General features: G+C 63.0%; 14 protein-coding genes. 7 read left to right on the top strand and 7 right to left on the bottom strand.

Annotated features, from left to right (window positions below):
• Positions 1-246 precede the first annotated feature (246 nt).
• The 6 genes from KF691_06330 to KF691_06305 form a co-directional block, all read right to left on the bottom strand.
• Positions 247-2,427, bottom strand: a complete 2,181-nt coding sequence (locus KF691_06330) for a penicillin-binding protein 2 (GenBank protein ID MBX3389057.1) — start codon at positions 2,425-2,427, stop codon at positions 247-249.
• A gap of 22 nt (positions 2,428-2,449) precedes the next feature.
• Positions 2,450-3,025, bottom strand: coding sequence for a hypothetical protein (locus KF691_06325; GenBank protein MBX3389056.1), 576 nt, complete (start codon positions 3,023-3,025; stop codon positions 2,450-2,452).
• 21 nt (positions 3,026-3,046) lie between these two features.
• Complete coding sequence (locus KF691_06320) at positions 3,047-3,958, bottom strand: LysM peptidoglycan-binding domain-containing protein (protein MBX3389055.1); 912 nt, start codon at positions 3,956-3,958, stop codon at positions 3,047-3,049.
• 172 nt (positions 3,959-4,130) lie between these two features.
• Positions 4,131-5,093 (bottom strand): 16S rRNA (cytosine(1402)-N(4))-methyltransferase RsmH, encoded by a 963-nt coding sequence (rsmH, locus tag KF691_06315; protein ID MBX3389054.1) that lies wholly within the window; start codon positions 5,091-5,093, stop codon positions 4,131-4,133.
• Positions 5,094-5,128: 35 nt separating this feature from the next.
• Positions 5,129-6,070, bottom strand: a complete 942-nt coding sequence (locus KF691_06310) for a hypothetical protein (protein ID MBX3389053.1) — start codon at positions 6,068-6,070, stop codon at positions 5,129-5,131.
• A gap of 664 nt (positions 6,071-6,734) precedes the next feature.
• Positions 6,735-9,569 (bottom strand): hypothetical protein, encoded by a 2,835-nt coding sequence (locus tag KF691_06305; GenBank protein ID MBX3389052.1) that lies wholly within the window; start codon positions 9,567-9,569, stop codon positions 6,735-6,737.
• A gap of 151 nt (positions 9,570-9,720) precedes the next feature.
• On the opposite strand from KF691_06305, the gene sppA reads away from it, so the two are divergent.
• Both sppA and KF691_06295 read left to right on the top strand, forming a co-directional pair.
• Positions 9,721-10,764, top strand: a complete 1,044-nt coding sequence (gene sppA, locus KF691_06300; GenBank protein MBX3389051.1) for a signal peptide peptidase SppA — start codon at positions 9,721-9,723, stop codon at positions 10,762-10,764.
• A gap of 211 nt (positions 10,765-10,975) precedes the next feature.
• On the top strand, positions 10,976-11,674 hold the full coding sequence (locus tag KF691_06295; protein ID MBX3389050.1) for an OmpH family outer membrane protein: 699 nt from the start codon (positions 10,976-10,978) through the stop codon (positions 11,672-11,674).
• 73 nt (positions 11,675-11,747) lie between these two features.
• On the opposite strand, the gene lipB is transcribed toward KF691_06295, so the two are convergent.
• Complete coding sequence (gene lipB / locus KF691_06290; protein ID MBX3389049.1) at positions 11,748-12,437, bottom strand: lipoyl(octanoyl) transferase LipB; 690 nt, start codon at positions 12,435-12,437, stop codon at positions 11,748-11,750.
• 97 nt (positions 12,438-12,534) lie between these two features.
• Here lipB and lpxA point away from each other — a divergent pair, with 97 nt between their 5' ends.
• The 5 genes from lpxA to KF691_06265 all read left to right on the top strand — a co-directional run bounded on the left by lpxA (position 12,535) and on the right by KF691_06265 (position 18,048).
• Positions 12,535-13,407, top strand: a complete 873-nt coding sequence (lpxA, locus tag KF691_06285) for an acyl-ACP--UDP-N-acetylglucosamine O-acyltransferase (protein ID MBX3389048.1) — start codon at positions 12,535-12,537, stop codon at positions 13,405-13,407.
• Positions 13,408-13,431: 24 nt separating this feature from the next.
• Positions 13,432-14,298 carry an MBL fold metallo-hydrolase gene (locus KF691_06280; protein MBX3389047.1) on the top strand — a complete coding sequence of 289 codons (867 nt, stop codon included), beginning with the start codon at positions 13,432-13,434 and terminating at the stop codon, positions 14,296-14,298.
• A gap of 45 nt (positions 14,299-14,343) precedes the next feature.
• Positions 14,344-14,889, top strand: a complete 546-nt coding sequence (gene rsfS / locus KF691_06275) for a ribosome silencing factor (GenBank protein MBX3389046.1) — start codon at positions 14,344-14,346, stop codon at positions 14,887-14,889.
• Positions 14,890-16,098, top strand: a complete 1,209-nt coding sequence (locus KF691_06270) for a 3-dehydroquinate synthase (protein MBX3389045.1) — start codon at positions 14,890-14,892, stop codon at positions 16,096-16,098. It abuts the gene before it with no gap.
• A gap of 243 nt (positions 16,099-16,341) precedes the next feature.
• Positions 16,342-18,048: an AAA family ATPase gene (locus KF691_06265; protein ID MBX3389044.1), complete on the top strand. Its 1,707-nt coding sequence runs from the start codon at positions 16,342-16,344 to the stop codon at positions 18,046-18,048.
• Positions 18,049-18,058: the final 10 nt, after the last annotated feature.

Genomic DNA, 18,058 nt, shown 5'->3' with positions numbered 1-18,058 from the left:
CCGCCCGTCCAACCCACGTTGACGGGAAAAAACGAGCAATTCTTGCAGATTTCGCGCGTCCCGGAGACGCCCGACTGCAGTCTTAAACGATCGTAACTCTTGTAAGCGCTTTCTGCAACACATCATTGCGCGAAAAAAAACACAAAAACACTTGCACGTCGTTATCGGTTCGATGAACCCGCCGGCAATCGCGATCAGATGCCAAACCATCGGTTCAGCTCGGAGGCGGTCGAGCACTGAAAACGCTTACATTCCCGCTGTGTCGCCCTTCGCGAGCGCGGTCGTCGTCGGTTGGACCCCGAGGTAGTTCAAGGCCCGCTCCATCGTCCGGCGAACCACAGGCCCGGCCACGTATGAGCCGTAATGCTGCCTGATGCGAATCTTCGACGGCCCGGGGTCGTCGATGACGCAGAGCACGATGATCTTGGGCGCTTCTGCCGGTCCGCCCGCGATGAAGCTGCTGTTGTATTGGTTGTCGAAATACCCGCTGGTCCCTTTCGGGCGGCGGAGGTTCTTGCCGACGGGAGGCGTGAGCGGGATTTCTGCGGTGCCCGATTTGCCGAACATCGAATACTTCCAGCCCGCTTCGCTCCCGTGTGAGGAGTTGGCGAGATTCATCTCGACCTTTGCGGCGACCCCCTGCATGACCTCCCGCGTCAGGTTCGCGATGTTCACCGGCAGAACGCGCTCGACCACCGTCCCTCGCACATCGTCGACAGTCTGCGCGGTCAAGCGCACTGCAGGAAGCGTGCCCGCGAGTTCGCCCGGGCGGCAGAACGCGCTGAACGCCCGCACCATCTGCAAGGGCGTCACCGCGACCTCGTGGCCGTACGCCACCGAAGTCTGGCTGAACTTGCTCCAATCTTTGAGCGAGGTGATGATGCCGCTGGCTTCACCCGCGAAACCGATGTTTGTTTTCTTGCCGAAACCGAAGCGCACGACAGCCTGACGCAGCTCCTGATAGGAGAGGCGCTCGGCGCCCTTGATCATGCCGATGTTCGACGAATTGATGAGCACCTCGGCCCACGTCATAGTCGCGCGCTTGGTGACGTCCTCGATGTAGCGCCCGTAGGACGTGTGCCAGCGTCCGCCTTCGGTATCGAACACTTCCTCGACGCGCGCGCGTCCCAGCTCGGTAATCGTGGACCACACAAACGGCTTGAAGGTCGAGCCCGGTTCGTAAATATCTTCGACGCAGCGGTTGCGGTGCATCGCCGGGAGATCGTCGTTTGTCTGTTCGCGCTGGATCGTGATGTATCTCGCCGGCGGCGGCGGGCCGTGATCCTCGATGCGCAGTTTCTTCGGTGCGGGCTTCTTTGCTTTCCCTTTGCCGCTCGATGTCGCCGCCGCGGGATCTTCGGGTAGCGCCGGCAGGACTTTCGCCCACGGATACGGGATCGCATCGGGCACGTGCCGGACGATGTCGACCATCGCCAGCACTTCACCCGTCAGCGGATCGAAGATCATGAGGCGTCCACCCGCCGAGTCGGCGTCGGTGATGCCGCGCTGCAGTTCTTCGACAGCGATGCGCTGCATCTCGGAATCGATCGAGAGCCGAATATCGATTCCAGGTTCGGCGGGCTTGACCTGTCCGGGCTCGATCCACAAGGGCTTTCCCTTGGCATCACGCACGTACGAGATCGTTCCCGGCGAACCCGAGAGACGCTTGTTCAGCATCCTCTCGGCGCCGAGCACGCCGACGTGTCCGAAACCAACGAGCCCGACGATCGAAGCAACTTCGGGCCCGCCCGGGTACTCGCGCACCATGACGCGTTCGAGGATCGCGCCCTTGATCCGCGCGCTGCGCACCGCCGCAACCTGTTCATCCGAGAGCAGCCTCGTCATCGGCAGATAGCGGATGGGTTTGAGCGAGGGCGCCGGCGCGTCCGCATCGATCTCCTGGCTGGCGAGTTGACGGGTTTCGGTTTCCGAAGGCGGAGCCGACTCGGGATTGCCCTTGCCCAGTGCAGAACCGAAGGCGCTCTTGATCGCTGTCAGCAGGGCGGTGTTCGCGCCGGCTTCCGCGAACGGCTCGAGCTTTTTTCGCAGGTCTTCGCGCCGTCTGTTCTCGTTGACGCGAGAGAGAATCCGCTCGCCGACGACATCCTCGCGCTGCCCCGTCGCCCGCGCGAGCTTCACGATCGCTTCATCCAGCGACTTCAACTGGGTCGGATCGACGACGACCCGGTATCCGACACGCGTCGTCGAGAGAATGCGCCCGCGCCGATCGAGAAGATCGCCCCGGATCGGAAGGTCCTTTCGGACGCTCACGCGCGGCTCCATCTCACGACGCAAATCGCCGGGCGGTCGCAATTGAAGCTGCGTCACGCGCGCGAGCAGCAGGCACAGCAGCACTGTCAGGGTTCCGACCGCCAATGTGGCGATCGTGTTGATCCGCCGGTCCGTACTTTTTGATTCTGGAGCCATGTTTTTCCACCGGCCGAGTCTTCTACCGGTCAAGATCCGGATCGCGGGAAACGGGGATCGCGGCAAGCCCGGTGGGAGAAACCCCCGTTGTCCGCGGCGGCGTCTTCGAGTCGGGCTTGGAGCGCGGCTTCGCAGGAGCGCTGTGTCCCGGTTTCTTTTCGCTCTTGTCGCCGGGCTTTTCTGTTGAACCGGTCCCGGACGGCGCCTTGGCTTTTTCTATTCCGGACGGCTTTGAGTTCGCCGGCGCGATCCGCGATGCCCGCGTCACCGGCTGAATCTTTTCAATCATCGGAATGGCGACGTTGAAGCTCGGGTTCAACCTCGTCTCGACCGGATTGATGAGCGCGTGCATCGGACCCATCGTGCCGGCGAGCTCGCGCACGCGAGCCGGATTCGAGAGCGCCGCAATGTCTGCGCGCATCTTCCACAACTGCTCGTCGGCGCGCTGGATCCGCAATTGCGTTTGAGTCACCTCGTGCCCCGCCTGCAATCGAGCCTGACGCATGACCAGCATCGAGAGGGCACACAGCCCGATCGACAGCACCACCAAGCCGAGCTTGAAGAGAAGCCCTCCGCTGCCTGGCTGCTGCTCGCTCACGACGCCGACCTCCGGATTCTCTTAGTGCGATGGGAGTTTGAGAATGGCGCCGGCGAGCAGATCATCATCCGGATCCATCCTGTTCATCGAAGCGATCTCGCCGCTCCGCGAGGCCGAGCCGAGCTGCTGACGCGCGATGTTCATGAGCGTGTCGCCCGGGCGCACCTGATAGGACTTGGTCTTTCCGGCTTCCGGCTTCGAAGCTTTCTGCTCGGGCTTCGCATCGGTCTTCGTTGCGACGCGGCTGTCGGCCTTGCCGGTCAGCGAATCTTTGCTCGGGATCACGATCGTGTTTCCGACGCGAACGCTTCCGTTGTCGCCCACTTTGCCCGCGTTCGCCGCGGCGAGCTTCTTCCACAGCGAAGCATCGCCGTAATACTTCCGGGCGATCGCGTAAAGCGAGTCACCCTCCACAATCTTGTGCGTCTTCTCTGCTGCCAGCGGGGCCGCTTTGCTCGCCTCGACCTTGTTGACCTCTTGCTGCAGAACTTCCTGCGGGGTGACTCCCTGCGGTGCGGCGGCGAGAGTCGGGGTCCCCTTTGTGCTATCCGCGCGCTCGCGAATCGATGCGCTCAGCGAGCCCGTGCCATCCGATCGCCCCAGCCCAAACTTGGTCTCGCGCGCCGGGCCCACCTGCTGCTGCCCGATCACGATCGGAGCGAACACCTCGCCCGAATCGGCGGGAGTCGTGGCAGTGGGTTCGGCTGTCGCCTGCGGCGCCGCAACCTCCACAGCCGGCGGCAACTGCGTGGGAATCAAATCTTCAATGCTGCGGATCGGAGAATCCGGCACCTTCGCGACGACTTTCTGCGTCCCGCCCACGGTGGCAAGGCTTGCCGTCCGCGCCTTCGAAAGGTGATCGCTCACCAGGATGGCGACGGTCAGGACCAGTGCGAAACCGACGATCAGTGCGAGTTTGAGTTCCCGAGTCACGTCTGACGGATCCTTCCGCATGTGCGATCTTGCGATCGCGGCCGCGAACCCTTTCGCGGCTACTCCTCTTCGTGCCTCTCATCGCTTCCTTGCGACGAGACCGGCAAATCCCTCCAACGCGTCATCTCTGCCGCGCGGGGCATGGTAGCGAGCGGCACACCCTCCGGAGCGTTCAAGCGGAAAGCTTGATTGCTCGAAGGCGAGCGGACCGAGCGCGAGGGTTGGCTCTGACTTCCTCGTCCGAAGCGGTGATGCCGCCCCGCGCGAGATCGGTCGCCAACCCCTCCTTGCACATATCGGCAAACATGGTCTTGACGGGTCGATCTTCGAGGCTGTGAAATGTGATCAGGGCGATCCGAGCGCCTTTCTTCAGCCACAGACGGTCTACCCCCCCCGGCCCATCCAGCCCCCCAACACCCTTACCGGACACTGATCTGGCAGCCCTGGCGATCTGGGCGAGCAATGCCTCGATGCTCCCGATCTCGTCGTTCACGGCAATCCGTAACGCCTGAAACGATTTTGTCGCCGGATCCATTCCGCTTCCCGGCCGCTTTCCGGCCACCCCCCGGATGATGTCGGCGAGCGCATCGGTTGTGGCGATCGTCGTCGTTTTCCTCGCATCGACGATCGCGCGTGCGATCCTGGCAAATGCGGGCTCCTCTCCAAAATCTCTCAGAATTCGGGCAAGCTCCCGCTCCGAGGCCGTGTTCACGAGATCCGCAGCGGAAAGGCCGCGCGACACGTCGAAGCGCATGTCGAGCCGGCCCGACCGCATGAACGAAAATCCGCGATCCGCCTCCTCGATCTGCGTACTCGAGAACCCGAAGTCGGCGAGAACGGCGTCGGCCCGGATGCCCTTCGACTCCATTTCCCGAGGCAGGAGCGCGAAGTTGCCCTGGAATCGGCGAATCTCTGCTTCGGGAGTGCGCCGCGACACGATCGACGCGGCAAATTCCAGATTCGACGCGTCTGCGTCGTTCAGCACAACGCGCCCGCCCGGCTGAGTCAGCGGCGCGAGCAGCGCCGCGTGCCCGCCCCGACCGGCCGTGCAATCCGCGTACGTCTCACCGGGTCGCAGCGCGAGCACCTCGGCGACCTCCCGCGACAGGACCGGAATGTGTGAGAGTTCTCCCACGCGGGGAGCGTACAGCGAATTCGGTTCGTGGGACTTCAGTCGTACCAGAAATCGATAATCGAATTGATCTTGCCGGTCGCGGGATCGAAGGTCAGGTTGCTTCCGGACCCATCGCCGCCCCAGCAGCGCAGGTAATTGTTCTTGCGCTTGTCGAAATTCGCGGGGGTGATCCGATCGTCGGCGCGGGAGTACGACTTGCCGTTCCCGCCCTCGTCTTCGTTCGCGAAGATGTTGTCGTATTTCGGAATGCCCGCCTTTGAGAGTGCCGCGCCGTACGTGATCGGGATGTTCTCCGGGTCCGGACGCGTTTCGAACGCGACGGAGTTGTCGTTGCGGGCGACGTTTCCTTCCCAAGCGGTGCGCGACCCGTGGATCAGGAGCGTGTTGGACGCGGTCGCGGGCACGCCGTTCTTGCCGCGGCGATCCGTCGGATCAAGGGACCAAGTGCCATTCGAGTCAAGCTTGTACCACGGCCCTCGATTGCCAATGATCACCTGATCCGCATCAAAGGTGGATTGCCACATGGCGCGCCGAGACCCAACAAACGGGACCAAGGCATACGAGAATCCTCCAAGTCTTGCCACGCCCGAAGCCGAGGAAATGACCGCATCGCCTCCTCCTTCGTCCGGATAGCAAGCGAATGCGGGATCGAGAATCGCCTTGGAACGCTTTTCAGGAGCGACGGCGGTCGGAGCGTTGAACTCATAGAACTGATCGACCTTGATGAGGGGATTTACTTCGCTCGGGCTTACCGCGATCTCGGGGCCGAACGATCCGTAGTACATCAATAACGAAATGACGAATCGCGGAAGATCTTTCCCAGACTTCGTCCCTTCGCGCCCCGGAGAACGTGTGTCCGACCCGGGAATGGTGTCTTCAAGATCCATAGCGCTTGGGATCGGATAGTTGTCCTGGTTTTGACCGGCCCAGGTCACCATGGATTGATGAATGGAGCGCACTTGAGTGCTGTCTTTCATCGTTCGAGAATTAACGCGTGGTCTGCCGGCGGCGGGCAGAAGGATGCCCACTAACACGACTATGACGAGAATTACCACTATCAACTCGATAGTCGTGAAAGCACGTCTGGACATACGCCCACCCTTTCGGGGCAGAGGTACAGCGCCCGCGCCGGAATGACACGGGCGCTGCGCCCTCTGCGAAACCCCCAGCCCCCACCTCACCCCAACCCCCACGAGCCGCCCGCCCCAAAGCCGACGAGCATCCGCGCAGAGGACCGGCCCGCGCCAGGGCCAGCGCACGGAAACACCGAACCGCACATGCGTGCGGGAAAACCGCCGCGGCCGGCGCGGGGAAAACCGTGACGCCGGGCGCGACAGAGAGGAGACCACGGGATGGATGGCAGGGCGCTCGGACTCCGTTCAACGGAGGAGCGAAAAGACCGAGGCAAAATACCTCAATGAGAACGCCGTGACCTGCACGGAAGGAAATATCCCCTTCGCGATCGGACGTACGCGCGTCCTGCCCGAAAACACGAGTTGTCAACGGGCCCCCACCGCCCGGCCCAGCTTGGGCACTCTCAACCTTTCGCTCGCATTTCGATCCGGTTCCGCAAGTTCGCCGAAGTGGGCGATGGTTGTCGATCTCGCACCATGCCGCGGCTATGGAACCTGCGTCGGGCGCTCAGGGACACAGCAATTCGTTGTACGCCCCGGCGAAGATCACGAAATCTGAATCTTCCACGATGCCGTCGTCATTCAAATCGGCCGGGCAGCCGCCGGGCATCGATGGATCGGCACAGTCGAGAATGTTGTACGCCGAAGCGAAGATCACAAAGTCCGAGTCATCCACGAATCCGTCGTTGTTGAGATCGCCGGGACAGGGGAGGTGCGAGCCGAATTCGTACGCGCCGCGATCGAGGATGCCGTTGCGCCGAACATTGCCCGCAAGGTCGAACTGGAACGAACCCGGCAATGCCGCGTCGTTCGCCGAATCAATCGCCGCCGACCCCGCGCCGAGCGAGAAATCGCCGCCCGCGGCATTCACAAACATCGGGTTCGACCCGTTGTTGTTCGAGCCTCCGAACGAACCGGTCCAGCCTTGAACGGATGAGTAGCTCGTCGTGACCGCGGAGCTGTACAAGACCAGATTCTTGTCCTGCGTACCCGGCAGTCCGCCCGTATTTCCCCAGAGGATCGAGTTGGTCACGCTCGCGCTCGCGAAATAGACCGTCGCACCGCCGGTGTAGTTCGTCGCGTTGTTGTTTGCGATCGTTGAGTTCAGTATCGTGGCGTTCGTCGCGTTGGCGATCCAGAGGCCACCGCCGTCTTCGATCGCCGTGTTGTTTGCGACGAGCGAATTCGTGAGATTGAATGTCACGCCGTTCAGATCGAACGCGCCGCCGTTGTACGTCAGCGCATGGTTCGATGTGATCGAGCACGTGCGGATATCGATGTGCGAATTGTTCGATGCGACCGCGCCTCCCCACGCGCCCGCGTTGTTCATAAACGTGCACGTGTCCGCCACCAGCGTCGAAGGATCTTCGACAAAGATCGCTCCGCCGCCCCAAACCGCCGTGTTGCTGTCGAAGCGGCAGTTGGTGAATACGGGCAAACTCGTCTGACTCAGGATCACGGCGCCGCCGTACCCCGCGCGGTTGCTCGAGAATTTGCAGTTGCTCACGCGTGGCGAAGCGTTCTCGATGTAGAGCCCCGCTCCCGACCAGTCGGAATAGCCCTTGGTGATCGTGAACCCGTCGAGCACCGCGTGTGTGTTCGTGTTGATCGCGTTCACGGGTGAATACGAGTTGTCGGTCGGGTCCGCCTGATTCCCGATTTCGCCCGAAATGATGGAGACATTCGCGACCGGATCTCGCTGCGTCAGCATTGTTTCGCCGCCGCCCGCGCGCGATTTGCCTTGGAATCCGCCGTAGAGCGCGAGCCCCGAGCGCAGCGAGAACGCGGCATAACGATCCGTTCCTCCGCTGCCCGGCTTGTACGTTCCGTCCGCGAACCATATCTGCGAAATGTTCGAGCAGTTCAGGTTCGCAATTCCGAGCACTTCGGCCGGATCGCCCGCCGCCGAACTCCACGAGAGATGATCCGCAAATCCCGGCGTCTGCGCATCGACATAGCGGCGCTCTTCGCACTCATCGGGGCGGCAGTCGCCGTTCGCATCCTGGCTCGTGCCGTTCGCGATGTCGATCGCGTCATCAACTCCGTTGCCGTTGCAATCCTTGATGCCCGGCGCATCGCGATAGCTCGCCAGCGTCCAGCGCGTTTGCTTGATCATGAGCGCGTTGAATGCCGCGTTCGGTTGGCCTGCGGGTACGCCGAGGGGCAATCCCGAGAGCGCGTGCGTCTGATACGGGTTTGAAAACTGCTGCAGCCGCACCGTGCCGGGGTACGACATGATCGTCCCGTATGTCTGCCCGTTGTGGCTGAAGTTGTACCCCCACGCGTACGACGTCGGCGCCGATGCATCGTTCGCGTGATCGTGCGCGCAGCCGAAATTGTGCCCGATCTCGTGCGCCAGAAGCAGATCGCCGCCGCCCATCGCGCGCCAGTTGATGCACGAATACGCCTGCCCCTGATCCCAGAGCGCCCACCACGCGGCGCCGCCGGTAAAGCGCGGGTCATCGACCACGAGCGAAACAGTGTCGGCCTTGTACTGATCGCGCAGCCCCTGCACCTCGTCCATGTATCCGTCGCCCGGAGTCGTGATGCGTTGCAGGTGATTGATCCAATCCGGTGCTGTTTCGTCGTAGGTTGTCTCGACATAGCCCACGACGCGGAGCTGGAGCCGATTCACTCCTCCCGAGTTGATTCCCGAGAGCGTGTACGCGCCGTTCGCGGCATCGATCGCGTTCTGAAAGCGCGATTGAATATTCGCAACACCCCCCGCCGCGTTCTTCGCCTTGGTCGTGTAGACGCAGAGAACGTCCACGATCGATTGGTCGTCGGAACAATCGCACGCGCCGACGCTCTGCGTTGCCGCGGCGGCAGAGGCGACCGCCGCGCTCTGAGCGCCGCGCCGGCTCGCGTGCGAACGCGCGCTCATCTCTTCGCGCGAAACTCCCGGTGGCAGCATGTCCTTACCCCCGAAACTCCAGCACTTGCCGGTCTCGCGCGGATCGAGTTGCTCGGCAATCGCCACCGCGATTCCGGTTTGATCGGCGGGTGCCGCAGGCGTCAGGCCAAAGGTGCCACGCTTGCTCCAGATGCCGCCCGAAACGATTCCGTTTTCGACCGTGATGGTGCAGGTGCCGAGCTCCTCGCCCTCAAGTTTTCCCTGCAACGTGAAGCCGGACGGTCGTCGCACCAGGCTGGTGACTCGGATGTCGAATTGGGCGTCCTGAAACAGGGGAAGCCGGATGTGTTCGCCGCGACCCACGTTGAACGCCGGGACGGAGATGCTGACGGCGTCCTCGCGGAGCCGGCCTGACAATCCCGATTGCGCCAAAGCACCACAGGCGCTCGCGCCGAACGCTCCGATCAAAAAATATCGATGGAATCTCATGCTCTACCTCAGGTCCCCGCAAAATCATACGAAAACTCGCTGCGATTTCAATGTGAAACTTGAGTCAGGATTCCGAGGAACTGGAATCCGCATCAGGATGCGGCTGGTGCAGGCCGTCGGGTCCGAATATCTTTCTGCGATGTACAGAAATATGCGTACTGCCACGGGTTTGCTCGGGTTCGCCTCCGTCCTCCTCGTTTCATGCACGCCGGTGACGGTGAGCTTTGAACTCTTCGGACGCGAAAAGAAACTGGCCGAAACCGTCGTCTCCGAAGACGATCGCGCGATGTGGAAGATCGCGGTCATCGACGTGACGGGAACCATCGTCGACGCGAACTTGCCGCCGATCTTCTCACGCGGCGGCAATCCGGTGGACGACATCGTCGCGCGCCTTGAGATGGCGGGCGCCGACAACGGAGTGAAAGCCGTCGTGCTCCGCATCAACTCACCGGGCGGCAGCGTCACGGGCAGCGACGAGGTCTATCGCGAGATCGTTCGGTTCAAAGAAAAGACCGGCAAGCCGGTGGTTGTCTCCATGGCCGAACTTGCCGCCAGCGGCGGTTACTACATCGCGCTCGCTTCTGACAGAATCGTCGCGCACCCCACCACCATCACGGGCTCGATCGGTGTCATCATCCCCACGATCAACTTCAGCGCGGGCCTCGCCAAGATCGGCATCGTCGCACGCTCCGTCAAGAGCGGGCCGAACAAGGATCTCGCGAACCCGCTCGAACCGATGCGGGATTCGCAGTACACCGTGCTGCAGCACCTCGTCGATCAGTTCTACGACGAGTTCAAGACGAGGGTCAAAGAGCGACGGCCGAATCTCGACATGTCCAAATGGACCGAGATCACCGACGGCCGCATCATGAGCGGACAGGATGCGCTTGCGCTTGGACTGATCGATTCGCTCGGGGGCGTGCGTGAAGCCTTCGAAGAGGCCAAATCGCTCGCGAAGATTCCGAGCGCCAAGATGGTGAAGTACCAGCCCGAGGGTTCGATCCGCCCGCGCACGCCGTACGCGAGCGCCGATGAACTGCCGCTCGCCGCGATGGGACAGGGATTTGGGACAAGCCCGCAGGGTGCGGGAACGGAGATTAATCTGTTCCAGATCAACGCGGGGGGCGGCCTGTATCCCGGCGCGGGAGCCAACGCCGGGTGCGCGTATTACTTGTGGATGCTGGATGTTCAGTAGTCCTCGCGGGATAGGCAAAGTTCGGGTCGCACGCGCAGAGGTGAAACCGGTTCGAACGGGATAGGGAAGCGGCCTTGCGACGCGGAAAACCGATGGGGCCTCGCGCGGTCAAATTGCTCGTTCGCGGCACGAGCCGGGTAGCGAAGCTACCCTCCCGGCGTTGCATTTTGATGGCGCCAAGCGCGCCCACACAAACCCTTCGAGAAGAAACATGAAGAAGATCGAGCGGCTGTTCATCTACTCCGGCGTGGGCGTTGCTATCGCCCTTGGACTCGGCTGGCGCGGGCTCGGCACGAATGCCTCGGCCAACGTCTCGGCCACCCAGGCGGACACGGTGCGCATCGCGACCGCCGACATCCTCACTCTGGTCGAGAAACTGGCTTCGAGCGATCGCTATCTGCCGGCGCGCGACGAAAAGGTCAAGTCGCTGCGTGCACCGATCGACCTGCTGCAGAAAGAACTCGATGATCTCCGCGCCAAGATCACGGCGATACCGGATTTCCAGAACAACGCCGAAGCGCAGCCGCTGATTCAGCAGTTCCAGCAGAAGTCTCAGAACATGCAGGCGCTCTCGCAAACGGCGCAGAACGAGGCGGAAAACTTCAACACGACGCAATTGCAGGAGGCGTATCGCATCGTCATCGAGACGACGACGCAGATCGCGAACAGCAAGGGCTACACGCACGTCATCAGCACCAAGCTCCCGGACAACCGTCTCACGAGCAACAACGTGACGGGTCTGCTCCAGGAAATGCTGGCACGCCCGGTCGTCAAGGCTCCGGCTGCCGACGACATCACCGAGGACGTCGTCAAAGAATTGAAACTGGAAGACGTCAAGTCCGGGCCGGCCACCGGCGCGGCCCCTTCTCCGGCGCCCGCGACGACGGGTGGTTCGACAGCGCCAAGGTGAGCCGCTTCGAGTTGCCGTCATGAGCGAAGCCCGCGCGAGCGGGCTTTTTGCTGCGCCTTGCCGACCAGCCCGTTCATTCAGCCGCTGCGGCACGGGCGCTCTCGGCACGATCCCGTTGTCGATCCAAGGCTCCCGCAAGCTCGTCGAGAAGCGCCGCTTTCACCGCCGGCATGGCCGGGCAGCGTGGGCCGAGTTCCCGCGACAGGCTCGTGACTTGCCGACCGACCAGCCCGCACGGGACGATCAGATTGAAGTGATCGAGATCCGTGGTGACGTTGATCGCCAGCCCGTGCATGGAAATCCACTTCCGGACCCGCACCCCCATCGCCGCGATCTTGGCCTGCGGCGAACCCTTTCTCGCGGTCCAGACTCCGGTCGCCCCGGGGTCGCGGATCGTCTCAACCCCAAACTTCGCGCATACCGAAATCACGGTTTCTTCGAGCAACCGCATGTAGTCGTGCAGACCGAGATTCAGAGAGTTCAGATCGAGTATCGGGTACGCGACCAGTTGCCCCGGGCCGTGGTAAGTGATGTCGCCGCCGCGATCGGTGCGCGCGACCGAAACTCCCGACCGGGCGAGCCGTTCCTGAGAAGCGATCAGATTTGCTGCGGCCGATGCGCGATTCGAGATCGTGATAACCGGTTCGTGCTCGACCAGGAGCAACTCACCCACGCCGCTTGACCCGTCCTGCCGACTTGCGAGCACGCGGGCGTGGGCGGCACACTGAAGCTCATACGCCGGTTCGTAGGCGATTCTTCCCAAGTCTGAGATTTGCAGGAGGTTGGACACCGGGACTATTCAAGGCGGGCAACCCGTGAGGCGGTCTTCATCTCAATTGCTCCGAGAGCTAGAATCTTTTATGGCGAAGATCGATCCGACCGCTCGTGTCGGAAAAGATGTCGAGTTGGGCGAGGGTGTCGAGATCGGGCCGTGGTGTGTCCTTGATGGAAGGGTCACACTGGGCGCCAACGCCAAACTGATTTCCGGCGTCACTCTTCGCGGACCGCTCACCGTCGGGGCCAATGTGGTCATGTATCCGGGCGTTTCGCTCGGATTTGCGGCGCAAGATTTCAAGGTCAAGCCGGATTCCCCGACCGCCGGAGTCGTCATCGGAAACGATTGCACGTTTCGCGAGGGGGTCACGATCCACGCCGCCACGAACGAGGTGACGCCGACACGCATCGGCAACAACTGCTACTTCATGGTGCAAAGCCACGCCGGGCACGACTGCAAAATCGGGAACAACGTCACCGTGGTCAACGCGGCAGTCTTGGGCGGGCACTGCGAGGTTTTCGACAACGTGACCATCGGCGGCCTCACGGCCATTCATCAGTTCACGCGCATCGGGCGCTACTCGTTTGTTTCCGGATATTCGGGTTTTACGACGGACATCCCTCCATTCTGCATGGGCTATGGACGCAACCGCTTGCAAGGGATTAACCAGGTCGGGCTGCGACGCGCGAATTTTCCGCGCGAGTACATCCAGAAACTGCGAACCCTGTTCCGGCGCGCGCTTCAGGCTTCGGTTCCTCGCGCCGAGGCTATCGAGATCTGCGAGTCATTCGCCCCCGAGTGCCCGCCCGCACAGGAAATCGCCGACTTCATCCGGACGAGCAAGAGACCCGTCGCGCCCGGAGCGCTCCGCCCGCCCCGCGAGATGACGGCGTTTCTGCAGGCACGCCGGCGCGGCGAAGAAGTCTGGGGCGCGGAATCAGAAGAATCCTCTCTCTAATCGCGAGCGGCACGGAGGCGCGGCTTGGAAGACCAGATCGTTGAATCCAAGCCCGATGCGCGCTTTGCGCTGCGGCTTTGCGTACTGGCGAGCGGCTCGGCCGGCAACTGCAGCGTTCTCGCGCTCGACAGCGACGACGGAACCTTTTTCTGGCTGATCGACGCGGGGCTTTCGATGAAACGAACGCGCCGCGTGCTCGCCGAGGTCGGGCTTGCCGATCGACGCCCCAACGGGATTCTGCTCACCCACCTTGATAACGACCATGCCAACCCGAGCGTGCTCGACGGATTCGGCGATGATGTTCCCGTGTTCATGCACCGGCGGCACCTGCGGCGCGCCGAGCGGGAGGGCCGACTCTTCCGGCGCACCGAAATGCTCGACGACGGCCTGAGGCTCGGACAGGGGTGCACGATCCGCGTGCGGCTGGCGCACCACGATATCGACGGTTCCGCGGCGCTTCGCTTTTGTTTCGAGCGCGAGCGGGGATGCTGCGAACTCGGCTACGCCACCGACGTCGGCCGCCCGACCGCCGAACTGATCGAGCATCTTTCGGGCGTCGATGTTCTGGCGATCGAGAGCAACTACTGCCCCAAGATGCAGGAAGTCGCGGATCGCCCCGCGATCGTCAAGTCACGCGTCATGGGAGGCAGCGGACATCTGTCCAATCAGCAGTGCCGCCGGATGGTTCACGCGATCGCTCCGCAGCATCACGTCGTGCTCCTTCACCTTTCGCGCCAGTGCAATACGCCGGAGCTGGCAGCGCTCGAGCACCTTGGCAGCGGATATCAGCTCAGTATCAGCTCACAGACCGTTCCAACGCCATGGATCCAGGCAGCCCTGCGGGCGCCGGGCCCCGCTCGCGTGCACGCCGAGACGCTTTTCGAGGTCTAAAAGACGAGTAGAATCGTCCTACCTCAAGACACGAAGGGCGGACGCGTGGCGGCAAAGAAAAAAGCGAAGAAGGCGGCAAGCAAGGGCAAGGTCAAGCACAGCGCAAAGAAAAAGTCGGCGGCCCCGAAGAAGCAGGCGGGCAGGGCTCCCGCTCCGAAGTCGGCGCCGCGCGCTGCGCCGGTTCGGGCTGCACCGTCCCCTGCGGAACACTTTGCCGTCGAAGCGGCGCGCTGCATGGGCGACGACAAGTGCACCGACGTGGTCGTGCTCGACGTTCGGGGCAAGAACCCGATGACCGACTACCTCGTCATCGGCTCGGGCACGTCGGACCGCCAGATGCGCGCTGTTCTACACCACATCCAGGAGCTGGGCGACAAGCTGGGCTATCAGGCCGTCCGCTCGACCAGCGACGACCGAGCCACCTGGCTGCTCGTCGATTTCATGAACGTGATCGTGCACCTGTTCGAACCCAACACTCGGGCCCACTACGACCTCGAGATGATGTGGGGCGATACGGCGCACGTCGATTGGGAGCGCCCCGGCGCCGCGAAACGCGACCGCGCCGGGCTTCACGCGAGCGAGCAGAACTGAATGTCGAGCGGACTCCCGAAGCAGGCAGGCGCGCGCGGCTCATCCGATGCCGTCCGCATCGAGCTCGGGCCCCGCTCCTACGACGTTGTCGTCGGTTCCGGCGTGCTCGAGCGCGCCGGAACTTTGGCGCGGACACGCCTCGGTGCTCGGTGCACACGGGCCCTTGTGGTCTTCGATGACGGCGTTCCTTCGGCGCTTCTGGCGACGGTCGAGCGGTCGCTCAGCGCCGCTGCGATCGAAACGTTCTCGTTTCCCGTTCACGCGTCCGAAGAGGGCAAATCACTCGCATCGCTCGACCGGATCGTCGTCGAACTGACTCGCCGCCGCCTCGAGCGAAAAGATGTCGTGATCGCCCTCGGCGGCGGCGTCACGGGCGACCTGGCCGGATTCGCCGCGGCCGTCTACCGGCGCGGCATCGCGCTGGTTCAATGCCCCACCACTCTGCTATCCATGGTGGACGCCTCCGTGGGAGGCAAGACCGGCGTCAACGTCCGGCTCGCACCGGGTGACCTCAAAAAGAACATGATCGGCGCCTTTCATCAGCCGATCGGCGTGCTCGCGGACGTCGATGTTCTGGCCTCGCTCGACGAGCGTCACTTCCGCGCCGGCATGGCCGAGTGCATCAAGCACGGGATGATCGCGGCGGACTTCGAAGATCCTTCGCTCCAGGATTGGATGCGGGCCAACGCGCCCGCGCTTGCGATCCGCGATGAGCGGCTGCTCGCCGAACTCATCACGCGAAACGTCGCGATCAAGGCGAGGGTCGTCGCCGGAGATGAGCGCGAAGAAAGCGAAGGGAACGGCGGGCGGGCGCTGCTGAACATGGGACACACCTTCGGCCACGCGATCGAGGCGCTCCCGGGCGCGCAGGGCGTGCTCGCCGATGGTTCCGCGTTGCCCGGGGAGATTCATCACGGCGAGGCGGTCGCGCTGGGGCTGCGTGCCGCGTGCGAATGCGCCGTTCAGCTCGGGTTTGCTTCTCGCGACTACGGCTCGAAGATCGGCTCGCTCATAGACCGGTTCGGCTTGCCCGGCCGCGTATCGGGACTTCCACCCACCGACGCGATTCTCGAACGAATGAGCCATGACAAGAAGAATATCGGCGGCTCGCTCCGCCTCGTGCTTCCGTGCGGCGAAAGCCGCGGGACGGTCGTCGAGAATCCTCGGATGGATGCGGTTCGGGCCGCGATCGACACCATGCGGACTTGAGACCCAAGCCCGGCGCGAATCGCAAGGCGACGATCGAACGACTGTCCATCGGCACCGTTCGGCGGCACCGTTCGGCGGCACTTTCAAGGCCGGGCAGGAATGCATCCGATACTCCCCGCAACGGAGTGATCCGCGCTCACACGATCGGCGGTGTTGCTGGACGCTGGGGGCGGGATCTTCCGCTCAGAATCCGGGTGCCCTTTCTTTCATGGGGTCCGGTTCGCCGAGGCCAAGGAGTGGCGCGTGCGGATCATCACGGTTATTAATCAAAAGGGTGGATGCGGAAAGACCACGACCGCGATCAACCTCGCCGCGGCGATGGCGCGCGGGGGATTGAGGTCTCTTCTGGTTGACCTGGACCCGCAGTCGCACTGCGCCGTCGGTCTGGGCATTCCCGAAACCCGTATCGATCTTGACATTAGCGATGTTCTGGTCATGCCCAACAACCGGCCCATCGACACCACGCGCCTGCTCTGGCGTGTCGGTAGAAATCTCGACCTTGCGCCCAGCCGCATGAAGCTCGCGGGGCTCGAAGCGGCCCGTGGTGGACTCGCCGACAAGCCGGATAAGGAGAGGCGGCTCGCGCAGGTGCTCGACCGACTCAAGACCGAGTACGACGTCGCCTTGGTCGATTGCTCGCCCGCGATCGGCCTGCTGACGTTTAACGCCATTGCCGCAGCCAACACTGTTCTGATCCCGGTCGAGACCGGGTTCTTTGCGCTCCAGGGTGCAACACGCCAACTCACAACGATCAAGACGCTCGCCAAGCGGCTTGGCGTTGAGATTCCCATCGCATTCGTTCCGACGCTGCACGATGAGAGCAGCACCGTTTCGCACGATCTGCTGGGTGAATTGCAGCGTCGATTCGGACATCAGCTCTCCCCCATCGTCATCCGGCGGGATCCCAAGCTCCGCGAGGCGGCGAGTTTCGGTCAGCCGGCGATCGAGCATGCGCCGGATTCGCCGGGCACGAAAGACTACCTCGATCTGGCTCGCTGGGTGGCCTCTCGGCTCAACCTGAAACTCTCCGGGTTCAACGGCCCCGACCCGGCGTGGTCGAATCGGACGCCGATCGAACTCAAGCCCGAAGTGACCACGCCGATCCCCAGCGAGTTTGTGCCTGGCGAAACGCCGGTCGGAGCGACCAAATCCGCTGCGGAGCAACCGGTTGGTCTTCGCGGGCCGATGGCAACTTCTGGCGGCGCGGCGACCGCGGGTGCGGATCTTCGCGCGGCCCTCTTGCAGCAGGCGACCAGCCCCACACCTCTCGCGCAAGAGCGAGATACTCCGCCGACGGACATCGTTCCGCTCGCGGCGGCATCTCCGACGGTCCACTTCCCGACCGCGGCTCCCCTGCCTCCGCCGCCCGCGGCATCGGCAACCGAAGCCCCGAGCGTCTACACACCATTCGCGACGTCCGCGGCGGGCCAGTTGTCAGGATCGGAAGAACAGCCGAGGCCGACGAGCCGAGCGGCGGAATTGGTGCACCGTGCTCAGCGTCTGCTGCGGCGGGTGACCGGCGAGAAACCAGAAGAGCACATTTCGACAACGCCCTTGCGGTTCGAACCGCCGGTTCCCGAAATCAAGCTACATCGCGCCGCCGATCCCGATCGACGGTTGCTTGGCGTTCGCGTCACGCCGCAGGGAGTGCTGTTCGTCCAGCCGCAAACGCTCGGCCAGCGCGTGGCGATCGCCGGGTCGTTCAACAACTGGTCGGAGAATTCGCACGTCATGCGTCTCAATGAGGATCTCGGCATCTTGGAGCTGTGCGTGCCGATCGAGGCCGGAAGCTATCAATACCGGCTCGTGGTTGACGGAAACTGGACCGCCGATCCGCACAATTCGAACGCGGAACTGAACCCCTTCGGTGAGTTGAACAGCGTCGTCACGGTGCTGAGCAATACGGCTGCGCGCATGGACATGATTCTCGAGCGCCAGGGCGCTGCCTGAGAGAGGAATC

The organism is Phycisphaeraceae bacterium (assembly GCA_019636555.1).
GTDB lineage: Bacteria > Planctomycetota > Phycisphaerae > Phycisphaerales > UBA1924 > JAFEBO01.
Note: the sequence above shows the minus strand (reverse complement) of the source record. Positions and strands in the feature narration are given on the sequence as shown.